Origin of the sequence: Pseudomonas sp. LAMO17WK12:I5 (genome assembly GCF_900215165.1) — a bacterium.
Taxonomy (GTDB): Bacteria; Pseudomonadota; Gammaproteobacteria; order Pseudomonadales; family Pseudomonadaceae; genus Aquipseudomonas; species Aquipseudomonas putida_A.
Genome location: NZ_OBDS01000010.1, coordinates 312,141 through 322,914, shown reverse-complemented (window position 1 = coordinate 322,914; position 10,774 = coordinate 312,141). Strand labels below are relative to the sequence as shown.

The following is a 10,774-nucleotide window of genomic DNA, read 5'->3' as shown; positions in this document are numbered from 1 at the left end:
GAATTGCTTGATTCAGTTGTTAAAGAGCGGTTGGTTAAGATCTTTCGTCTCAACCGAGGCGCGCATTCTACAGCAGCCTCATTTGCTGTCAAGTGATTATTTTCAGAAGTTTTCGAAGAATTCTTCAACAACTTCAACCACTTGCGCTTCCGATCTCTCGTTAGCGGGAGGCGAATTCTACAGCGTTACACGCTGCTGTCAACACCTCTTTTTCTCCGCTTTCGACCGAGAAGATCGAACCGTCAAAAGAGCCAAACATCACCGCTCTTTCAACTCTTTCCAGGCTTCGATGAACTGAAGCAAGTCGCTGCCGAAAACTGCGTAACTCGTTGAATCTCAAGGAGTTTTCCGTTTCGACTGCGCCGGAAGTGGGGCGAATTATAGACCTCCTGAATCTGCCGTCAACCGTTAATTTCAGTTTTATTGCAAAACCTGCTTTTTAGTCAGCAAGCGCGGAATTCGACGCGCAACGGCAGGCACCCGCAGCAGCAAAAGCGCCGCCCCCACAAAGGCATAGATCGCCCACTCCTTGAGATCAGCACGCACGATCCACAACATATGAAGCAATCCCAGCCCCAGAATCACATACACCAACCGATGCAATTTCTTCCAGCGCACACCCAAACGGCGCTGACTGTAGCGATTGGAAGTCACCGCCAACGCCAACAGACCAAGGAAACCCAACGTCCCCACAATAATGTACGGCCGCTTACGCAACTCCACGCCCAACTGCGACCAGTCGAAGCCGAGGATAAACGCCATATAGCTGAACAAATGCAGAACCACATAGGCAAAACACCAAAGTCCCAACTGACGGCGCACAGCAATCCAGCCCGCCCACCCCGTCAATTTCTGCAACGGCGTCATGCTCAATGTAATCAACAGCAATACCAACGTCCCCAGCCCCAATCGATCAACCAGGACTTTGCCAGGATCCGGCCCGAGCAAATCGGCGAACGCTTGATAAAACCAGAGCAATGGCCAAATCGCCGCAGCGATAAAAACGCCTACACGCCAGAACGGATATCGCATCAGTAGTTCTTCCGCAGATCGAGCCCTGTATATAAAGAAGCGACTTCATCCGCATAGCCGTTGAACATCTGTGTATCACGCACATTCGGCTTGAACAGACTGTTCGGCAGACGCCGCTCCCGTGCCTGAGTCCAGCGCGGGTGATCAACCGTCGGATTCACGTTGGCATAAAACCCGTACTCATCTGCCGCGATGCTCTGCCAGGTAGTTTTCGGTTGCTCGCTGACCAGACTTATACGCACGATGGACTTCACACTCTTGAAGCCGTACTTCCACGGCACTACCAGGCGCAGCGGCGCACCGTTCTGATTCGGCAACTCACGGCCATACATGCCAACCGCCAGAATCGCCAGCGGACTCATCGCCTCGTCCAAGCGCAGGCCTTCTACATATGGCCAGTCGATCAGGGCGAAACCTGAGCGCTGACCCGGCATGCTTTTGGGATCCTGCAGAGTCTCAAAGCGAATGTACTTGGCGTTGGAGGTGGGTTCGACCTGTTTGAGCAGCGCAGAGATCGGAAAGCCGATCCACGGGATGACCATCGACCACGCCTCAACACAGCGAAGGCGATAGATACGTTCCTCCAACTGGTACGGCTTCATGAAGTCTTCCAGCGCGTAACGCCCGGGCTTACCCACTTCCCCATCGACGACAACGCTCCACGGCTCGGTTTTCAGCGAACCGGCATTGGCCGCCGGATCACCCTTGTCGGTGCCGAACTCATAGAAGTTGTTGTAATGGGTCGCGTCTTTATAAGGCGTGATCGCCTCATCCTTGACGTTGACGGCGCCCCACTTGGTAGAAGGGAGCTTCTCAGCAAACCAGGCAGGCGCCCTGCCCGGCTCGACATCGACATAACGCGACGCATCCCCGGCAGTGGCCCAACGCGGCAGGCTGCTCACGGCGATACCGGCAGCGGTAGCTCCGAGCAATTGGCGACGAGAAAGATAAATGGATTCAGGCGTGACATCCGACTCATGGCAGTCGGACGCTTTGGGGATTTTGATCAGCATGGCAACTCCGCAGTTTTGGAGGACAGATGCACCCATAGACTGCGGAGTATGCGGGAAATTACATCATTCGGCGTTTTTGTGACGACGAAGACGCAACAGGTATTGCACAGGGCCGGAAGCGGCGTAACCGAGGAACACCAGCAGTAGAATTCGCGGTGGATCGCTGAACACCACGGCGAACACCAGCACCACGGCGAGGATCGCCACGAACGGCACGCGCCCCTTCAAGTCCAGCTCCTTGAAGCTGTTGTACTTGATGTTGCTGACCATCAACATGCCGGCAGCCGCCACCATCAAGGCGACCAGGAACGACATCTTCGAACCCTGAATGCCGTAATCGCTGAACGCCCAGACGATACCCGCCACCACGCCTGCAGCCGCCGGGCTGGCCAGACCAATGAAATAGCGCTTGTCCGCCGTACCGACCTGGGTATTGAAACGCGCCAGACGCAATGCTGCACCGGCGACATAGATGAAGGCGACCATCCAGCCGACCTTGCCCATGTCGCCCAATGCCCAGCCAAAGGCCAGCAGCGCCGGCGCTACACCGAACGCGACCATGTCCGACAACGAGTCATACTCGGCGCCGAAGGCACTTTGCGTATTGGTCATGCGCGCTACACGGCCATCAAGACCATCGAGCACCATGGCCACGAAAATCGCGATCGCGGCGAAGGCGAAATACTTGCTCGCATTCGCAGAGTCACCGGCGCTCAAGGCAGCCTGGGCACTCATCGAGTTGATGATGGAATAAAACCCTGCGAACAGGTTCGCAGTGGTGAATAGATTCGGCAGCAGATAGATACCACGATGCCGGACTTTACGGCCTTCCGCGTCGTGCCCTTCCTCGACATGTTCATCGATGGGCAGCAGGCTTTCGGCGTCAGAAGCCTGGTTCGGCTCTTCGGGACGTTCGCTCATGGACATTACCTTGCAACGGTTTGGAAAGTTTCGACAGGTGCCTGTGACGACGGTTCGGCCACAAACGATGCAGCTTTATACCAGAACCATCGGTTTCAAACGAAAAAACGCGGCCGAGGCCGCGTTTTTCGTACAAGGATGACGACTTAGTTTTTGGCTTTGTCGACGATCTTGTTGGCACCGATCCACGGCATCATGGAGCGCAGTTGCTCGCCGATGATTTCGATACCGTGAGCGGCGTTGTTACGACGCTTGGCGGTCATCGAAGGATAGCCGGTCGCGCCTTCGCTGATGAACATTTTGGCGTATTCGCCGTCCTGAATACGTTTCAGGGCGTTGCGCATGGCCTGACGGGATTCGGCGTTGATCACTTCCGGACCGGTCACGTACTCGCCGTATTCGGCGTTGTTGGAGATCGAGTAGTTCATGTTGGCGATACCGCCTTCGTACATGAGGTCAACGATCAGCTTCAGTTCGTGCAGGCATTCGAAGTAGGCCATTTCCGGCGCGTAGCCAGCTTCAACCAGAGTTTCGAAACCGGCTTTCACCAGCTCAACGGTACCGCCGCACAGTACGGCTTGTTCGCCGAACAGGTCGGTTTCGGTCTCGTCCTTGAAGGTGGTTTCGATGATGCCGGTACGACCGCCACCCACGCCAGCTGCGTAGGACAGTGCAACGTTTTTGGCGTTGCCCGAAGCGTCCTGGTAGATCGCGATCAGGTCAGGGATACCGCCGCCCTTCACGAACTCGGAACGCACGGTGTGACCCGGCGCTTTCGGCGCGATCATGATCACGTCGAGGTCGGCACGCGGAACAACCTGGTTGTAGTGGATCGCGAAACCGTGGGAGAAGGCCAGGGTGGCGCCTTTCTTGATGTTCGGCTCGATTTCGTTCTTGTACAGCTGGGACTGGAATTCGTCCGGGGTCAGGATCATGACCAGGTCGGCGCCGGCAACAGCGGCGGCCACGTCGGTCACTTTCAGGCCGTGAGCTTCGGCTTTGGCAACGGTAGCCGAACCTTTACGCAGACCGACGGTTACGTCGACACCGGAATCTTTCAGGTTGCACGCTTGGGCGTGGCCCTGGGAACCGTAACCGATGATGGCAACTTTCTTGCCCTGGATGATCGACAGGTCGCAGTCTTTATCGTAGAAAACTTTCATGAATTTCCCCTATATATCCAGGCCGTTCAGGCCATTCGCTAATTTGGTTTAGATGCTGAGTACTTTGTCGCCGCGGGCAATGCCGGTCACGCCACTACGGACAGTTTCCAGAATCGATGCGGTGCCGATGGACTGAATGAAGCTGTCGAGCTTGTCGCTGGTACCGGTCAGTTGAACGGTATACACGCTGGCGCTGACGTCGACGATCTGTCCACGGTAAATATCGGTGGTGCGTTTGATCTCGGCGCGCTGGGCGCCAGTGGCCTTGACCTTGACCAGCATCAGCTCGCGCTCGATGTGAGCGCTTTCCGACAGGTCCACCAGCTTGACCACTTCGATCAGCTTGTTCAGGTTTTTGGTGATCTGCTCGATGATTTCATCGTGGCCGACAGTGGTCAGCGTCAGACGCGACAGCGTCGGGTCTTCGGTTGGCGCCACCGTCAGGCTTTCAATGTTGTAGTTGCGCTGCGAGAACAGGCCGACTACGCGAGACAAAGCGCCGGGTTCGTTTTCCAGAAGCAGGGAAATAATGTGCCGCATGATTAAGTACGCTCCGTCTTGCTCAGCCACATATCGCGCATGGAGCCGTCTTTGATCTGCATCGGATAGACGTGCTCGCTGGTATCGACCGAAATATCGATCACCACCAGACGATCTTTCATGGCGAACGCCTCTTCCATCTTCGACTTCAAATCCTTCGAATCGGTGATGCGCACGCCGACGTGACCGTAGGCTTCAGCCAGTTTGACGAAGTCAGGCAGCGACTCCATATAAGAGTGCGAGTGGCGGCTGCCATAGCTCATGTCCTGCCACTGACGAACCATCCCCAGAACACCGTTGTTCAGGATGACGATTTTCACCGGCAAGCCATATTGCAGGCAGGTCGACAGCTCCTGGATGTTCATCTGGATGCTGCCTTCACCGGTGACGCAGGCAACGTCGTCATCCGGGAAGCTCAACTTGATGCCCATGGCCGCCGGGAAACCGAAGCCCATGGTGCCCAGACCACCGGAGTTGATCCAGCGGTTCGGCTTGTTGAACGTGTAGTACTGCGCCGCGAACATCTGGTGCTGGCCCACGTCGGAGGTGATGAAGGCATCGCCCTTGGTCACTTCGCACAGGGTCTCGATCACGGTCTGCGGTTTGATCAGGCTGCCGTCGCCCTTTTCATAAGGAAACAGGCCGCGATCACCACGCCACTCATCGACTTGCTTCCACCAACTGGCAACGGACTCCTTGTTCGGGGTCTCACCGATTTCCTTGAGGATCGCGACCATTTCGGTCAGGACGCTCTCCACCGGGCCAACGATTGGCACGTCGGCCTTGATGGTCTTGGAGATCGAAGCCGGGTCGATGTCGATGTGGATGATCTTGGCGTTCGGGCAGAACTTCGCCGCGCCGTTGATCACACGGTCATCGAAACGCGCGCCGACAGCCAGGATCACGTCGGCATGGTGCATCGCCAGGTTGGCGGTGTAGCTGCCGTGCATGCCGAGCATGCCGATGAACTGCCGGTCGGTGCCAGGGAAACCGCCCAGGCCCATCAAGGTGTTGGTCACTGGCAGGTTGAGCATTTTCGCCAGTTCGGTCAGCGGTGCGGAACCGTTGCCGAGGATCACGCCGCCACCGGAATAGAGCACTGGGCGTTTGGCTGCCAGGAGCATTTCTGCCGCCTTGCGGATTTGCCCGGAGTGGCCGCGGACGGCCGGGCTGTAGGAACGCAGCTTGGCTTTTTTCGGGAAGATGTATTCGAACTTCTCGGCCGGGTTGGTCATGTCTTTCGGGATATCGACCACGACCGGGCCCGGACGACCGGATTGCGCCAGGTAGAAGGCCTTCTTCATGACTTCCGGGATTTCCGAGGCGTGCTTGATCATGAAGCTGTGCTTCACGATCGGCCGGGAGATACCGATCATGTCGGTTTCCTGGAACGCGTCGGTGCCGACCATGGTGCTTGGCACCTGACCGGAAATGATCACCATTGGAATCGAATCCATATAGGCGGTGGCGATACCGGTGATGGCGTTTGTGGCGCCAGGACCTGATGTCACCAATACCACGCCGGCTTTACCGGTGGCACGGGCATAGCCGTCAGCCATATGGGTAGCCGCTTGTTCGTGACGAACCAGGATGTGGGTCACTTCCGGTTCTTTGAACAGGGCATCGTAAACATGAAGAAGAGCACCACCCGGGTACCCGTAGATATATTTGACGCCTTCGTCACGCAAGAAGCGGACGAGCATCTCACCGCCAGATAAAAGCTCCACGTTGTTCACCTCTAAAACGCCAGAATACCGTCCACACAAAAGGGGCGGGTCTTAATAGGTTTACTTCTCGGCAGAGCATGAGCGACGGTGGTCGCCGACTACGTCAGCACTGACTGAGCAAGTATTGGGATCGTCCCAAGTGTTGCGGGCCTTTCCCACCCAGCGCGAGGTAACGCGTTGCGGGTGTAACAGGTCGACGCGGATATGCGCCTCATGATCTACCGAGTGGGTCTGCTTCTGGCAGTCCCTCTACAGCGGACTTTGGATTCTTCTGTTTCGCCCTCTCCAAGTCAAGCCGTCAATGTGCTTAATTGTGGGTAAGCACATGAGAACGCAAGAAAAAACCTGAAAACAGCTACTCTGTTAGCGTCAATTGCGCAATTTTGCCAAGGAATCAGCATGCGAACGCTTCTGTTAACTCTGCTGATCGGCCTCAGCCCCTGGTGCTCGGCCGCTCAAATCTACAAATGGGTAGATGCCCAGGGCGTCACGCACTTCGATGCGCAGCCACCGCAAGGGCTGCCGGCGACGACTGTGCAGACGCCCTCCTCGCCCCCAACGAAACCTGCCGCCATGCCTGGCAGTGGTGCGCTGGGCGATCAGAAAGCCATCGACGACAAGGTGAAGAAACAGGTGGCGGAGCAGCAGGCGCAGCTCAAGGCATTTTGCGAACAGGCACGGACGAACCTGGCGCAATTGCAGAACAATCCGCGTTTGCGGGAAGAAGTGGATGGGCAATTGCGGCGACTGGACGATGCGCAGCGTCAGGAGCGCATCATCGAAGCACAGAAGCAGATTGCGCAAAACTGCGAATAAGCACCTGTAGGAGCTGCCGCAGGTTGCGATCTTTTGATGCTGTTTTCAAAAGCAAGATCAAAAGATCGCAGCCTGCGGCAGCTCCTACAGAGGCTTAGCGCGAGGCGGTGATCAGCAGGTCAAACTCTTTGAGCAGCACCTGCAGCTGTCGATCCTTGCCTTGCAGATTACGCTGGGCGAAGACCATTTCAGCCATTTCCTGAATGCCCGAAGCATTGGGCAACGGCAAGTCCTGCTCAAGGATCATCTTCATCCGCGGCAGGAAGATCCATTGTAGCCATTGCTCGAAATCCAGCGTGTCGACCGAAAACGGTTCGACACTGCTCAGGGCTTCGGCCGATGGCTGAACGTCATCCCACCAACCCTGCGCGCGCAGTTCACGCTCGATCAGCAGCAACTGATCGGCGATTTTCGGGAAACGGGAATCCATCACAGCGAAACCTTGGCCTTCTGACGAGCCAGCGCTGCGCCGGCGGAATCGCCTTGTTTCTCACGGGACTGCGCGATGATCTCCCACAGGTTGGCCTGCAAGTCCGGACGACCGTTGGCCATGGTCAGCGCACGACGGGCGAACTGCTCGGCCTGTGGCGCGTCGCCTTGGGCCATGCGCACTTGCGCCAGACGATAGAGCACTTGCGGCTCACGCGGGGCTACACGCTGAGCACGCTCGAGGCTGGAAGACGCACCGTTGAGGTCGCCACCGGCCTGCTGCTGTTGCGCAGTGGTCAGCAAGGCGAGCACCGGGCCATCGAGCTGTTCGTCCGCCGACAGACCACCGCCACTGCTGGCCGAAGGAATCCCGCTTGGCGTCGAAGGCATGCTGTAGCTGCCGGAGTTGATCGGTGCCGACTCGACCGGCGACGGGTTGTACGGCCCTGCGGTGATTCCGCCGGAAGCCGGGCCCGGAACGATCGGCGAGGAGCTGATCGGCGCCGATGTTGTGGCGCCACCACCCGGCACCATCACCACCACGCCGGTATCGCCTTGCGGGATGGCCTGGGATTGCGCCTGGCCCTGGACTGGGCGTGTGACTGTCGTCTTGCGGAAACCGCCGTTGGCCGACAGCCGTTCGCTGTTGGACACGGCTGTGCCGGCGTCCACCACTGGGATCGAACCACGCTGTACGGTAGAGCAGCCACTGAGCAAAGCCACGGCAGTCACCGCTGGAATCAACCACTTGTTCACTTGAAACCCTCTTTGCTTAATTCATCCAGCCCTTGACCCAATCCATCACCGACTCCGGCGAGGCAGGCGTTTCGCTTGCACACGCGGCGCCGGGTGGCGGTTCGCTGCCGCGAATATACGGCATCTGCACCGCCCCCGGACAGTTGGCATCGGAGCCTTGCCCGGTACGCGAATCGACCCACGCCTGCACAATGTTGTCCGGCTGCGGCATGTCCAGCGGCAGCGGATCGGCCTTGCGCATGAAACTGGTCCACACCTGCAGCGCACCGGTCGCCCCGGTGAACGGGGTCTTGCCGTTGTCGTCACGGCCCAGCCAGACCACCGCCAGCAGATCCTGACTGAAACCGGCGAACCAGCTGTCACGCGAATCGTTACTGGTACCGGTCTTGCCGGCCAGCGTCAGGGTCTTGGGCAGCACGTTGTAAACCGAGCTGCCGGTACCTTCACGCATCACACGCTGCATGGCGTTCTGGATCAAGTAGATGGACGCCGGATCGAAACGCTGCTCGATCTGGAACGGATAACGCTTGAGTGGTTCGCCATCGGCGGTCAGCACACTGCGAATCCCGCGCATCGGTGTGTTGAAACCACCATTGGCGAGGGTCTGGTACATGGTCGCCACTTCGATCGGGGTCATGCCGCCAGCACCCAGCAACATAGACGGGAACGCCGGGAATTCCCGGGTCACGCCCAGACGCGCAAGGGTCTTGAGCACATTCGGCACACCGACTTCCAGACCCAGGCGCGAGGTCGACAGGTTGTACGAATGCGCCAGCCCTTGATAGAGGAAGACTGTGCCGTGGGAGCGACGGTCGTAGTTCTGTGGCTTCCACACCTGGCCGTCCGCGCCTTTGATCGACAGCGGATCATCCGACAGCCAACTGGTCAGCGTGTAACGGCTCGGTTTTTCCAGTGCGGTCAGATACACCGCTGGCTTGACCAGGGAACCGATCGGCCGCACGGCGTCCAGCGCCCGGTTGAAACCGGCATAACTGGCCTGACGACTACCGATCATCGCCTGCACTTCGCCGGTTTCCGGGTTGGTCACGACCATCGCCGCTTCCACGTCATCGGAGCCCTTGCGTCCAGCCAGGCGTTTAAAGGTGTCATTCACCGACGCTTCGGCCTTCATCTGCAGAATCGGGTCGAAACTGGTGAAGATCCGCAAGCCTTCTTCGGTCAAGTCCTCGTCGCGATAGTCTTCGCGCAACTGGCGTTTGACCAGATCGATAAAGCCCGGGAACGAGCTGTCGGCAAGCTTGCCGCGCGTGGTCACACCCAGTGGCATTTTCTTCGCCGCTTCGACCTGTTCGGCAGTCGCCACGCCTTGCTGCTCAAGCACGTCGAGCACCAGGTTACGCCGCTCCAGCGCACGCTCGGGGTTGCGGCGCGGGTTGTAGTAGGACGGACCTTTGACCATGCCGACCAGCAACGCTACCTGATGCAGTTTCAACTCCGACAGTGGCTGACCGAAGAAGAACTGACTGGCCAGACCAAAGCCATGCACCGCACGCTGACCGTCCTGCCCGACGAAGACTTCGTTGAGGTAGGCCTCAAGAATTTCCTTCTTGTCGTAGTGCAGCTCCAGCAGCATCGCCATCATCGCTTCGGTGAGCTTGCGGCTCAGGCTGCGCTCGTTGGTGAGGTAGAAGTTCTTCACCAGTTGCTGGGTCAGCGTACTACCACCCTGGGTCATCTTGCCGCCAGAGGTGTTGACCCAGATGGCCCGGGCAATCGACTTCGGCGACACGCCCCAATGACTGTAGTAGTCCCGGTCTTCCACTGCTACCAGGGTTTCCAGCAGGTACGGTGGCACCTGATCGAGCTTGATCAGGATGCGGTCTTCGAGGTTTTTCGGGTAGATGCCGCCGATCATCAGCGGCTCAAGCCGCACCACGGACAATTTACCGCCGTTGAGCCCGGAGAGCTCGGCCACATAGTCGCCAGAGAAACGCACGCGTACTGGCTGGGCTTTTTCCAGGCCTTCATAGAACTGGAAGCCGCGAGTATTCAGATCAACGGTATTGCCGTTGACGGCGGCGGCACCTGGGCCATTGCTCACGGCTTCGCGGCGATAGCCCAAGGCGTCGAGTTCGGTGAGGAAATCATCCTTGCTCAGCTTTTGTCCGACGAACAGCTCCAGCGGACGCGCGTAGACCTTGGCCGGGATGGTCCAGCGCTTGCCGGAGAACTTCTCCTGCACCACGGCATCGAGGTAAACGGCGAAGCCGGCCAGCACCACAAGGCCGACCAGGCTGAGTTTAATGGCCCAGCTCAACCACGGGCTGAGGCCCTTGGAGACTGGTTTTTTCTTGGTACGGGGGGATCGAGTTCGAGTCATGGCGGCGGATTATACGCACTTTATTCATACTCAACA

10 protein-coding genes are annotated in these 10,774 nt (G+C 58.1%); 1 reads left to right on the top strand and 9 read right to left on the bottom strand.

Going from position 1 to position 10,774, the window contains the following annotated elements:
• Positions 1–420: 420 nt before the first annotated feature.
• The 6 genes from msrQ to CRO59_RS19855 form a co-directional block, all read right to left on the bottom strand.
• Positions 421–1,032, bottom strand: a complete 612-nt coding sequence (gene msrQ, locus CRO59_RS19880; protein ID WP_097089177.1) for a protein-methionine-sulfoxide reductase heme-binding subunit MsrQ — start codon at positions 1,030–1,032, stop codon at positions 421–423.
• A complete protein-coding gene (msrP, locus tag CRO59_RS19875) occupies positions 1,032–2,045 on the bottom strand; it encodes a protein-methionine-sulfoxide reductase catalytic subunit MsrP (RefSeq protein ID WP_027614079.1) in 1,014 nt (337 codons plus the stop codon). Before msrP ends, msrQ begins: the two co-directional genes overlap by 1 nt.
• A 63-nt stretch (positions 2,046–2,108) precedes the next feature.
• Positions 2,109–2,966 (bottom strand): CDP-diacylglycerol--serine O-phosphatidyltransferase, encoded by an 858-nt coding sequence (pssA, locus tag CRO59_RS19870; RefSeq protein ID WP_027614080.1) that lies wholly within the window; start codon positions 2,964–2,966, stop codon positions 2,109–2,111.
• Between the two features lie 146 nt (positions 2,967–3,112).
• Positions 3,113–4,129, bottom strand: a complete 1,017-nt coding sequence (gene ilvC / locus CRO59_RS19865; RefSeq protein ID WP_007959661.1) for a ketol-acid reductoisomerase — start codon at positions 4,127–4,129, stop codon at positions 3,113–3,115.
• A 48-nt stretch (positions 4,130–4,177) separates the two neighbouring features.
• Positions 4,178–4,669 carry an acetolactate synthase small subunit gene (gene ilvN, locus CRO59_RS19860; protein ID WP_003205610.1) on the bottom strand — a complete coding sequence of 164 codons (492 nt, stop codon included), beginning with the start codon at positions 4,667–4,669 and terminating at the stop codon, positions 4,178–4,180.
• A 2-nt stretch (positions 4,670–4,671) separates the two neighbouring features.
• Positions 4,672–6,396 (bottom strand): acetolactate synthase 3 large subunit, encoded by a 1,725-nt coding sequence (locus CRO59_RS19855; RefSeq protein ID WP_027614081.1) that lies wholly within the window; start codon positions 6,394–6,396, stop codon positions 4,672–4,674.
• Positions 6,397–6,795: 399 nt separating this feature from the next.
• Here CRO59_RS19855 and CRO59_RS19850 point away from each other — a divergent pair, with 399 nt between their 5' ends.
• Positions 6,796–7,212, top strand: a complete 417-nt coding sequence (locus CRO59_RS19850; RefSeq protein WP_097089179.1) for a DUF4124 domain-containing protein — start codon at positions 6,796–6,798, stop codon at positions 7,210–7,212.
• Positions 7,213–7,306: 94 nt separating this feature from the next.
• On the opposite strand, the gene CRO59_RS19845 is transcribed toward CRO59_RS19850, so the two are convergent.
• From CRO59_RS19845 to mrcB, 3 genes are read right to left on the bottom strand one after another with little or no spacing between them, the layout of a single operon-like run.
• Positions 7,307–7,642: a YqcC family protein gene (locus tag CRO59_RS19845; RefSeq protein WP_097089181.1), complete on the bottom strand. Its 336-nt coding sequence runs from the start codon at positions 7,640–7,642 to the stop codon at positions 7,307–7,309.
• Positions 7,642–8,397 (bottom strand): hypothetical protein, encoded by a 756-nt coding sequence (locus CRO59_RS19840; RefSeq protein WP_096797538.1) that lies wholly within the window; start codon positions 8,395–8,397, stop codon positions 7,642–7,644. Before CRO59_RS19840 ends, CRO59_RS19845 begins: the two co-directional genes overlap by 1 nt.
• A gap of 16 nt (positions 8,398–8,413) precedes the next feature.
• The gene (gene mrcB, locus CRO59_RS19835) at positions 8,414–10,738 is read right to left on the bottom strand and encodes a penicillin-binding protein 1B (RefSeq protein ID WP_097089183.1); all 2,325 of its coding nucleotides are present in this window, start codon (positions 10,736–10,738) and stop codon (positions 8,414–8,416) included.
• Between the last annotated feature and the right edge of the window lie 36 nt (positions 10,739–10,774).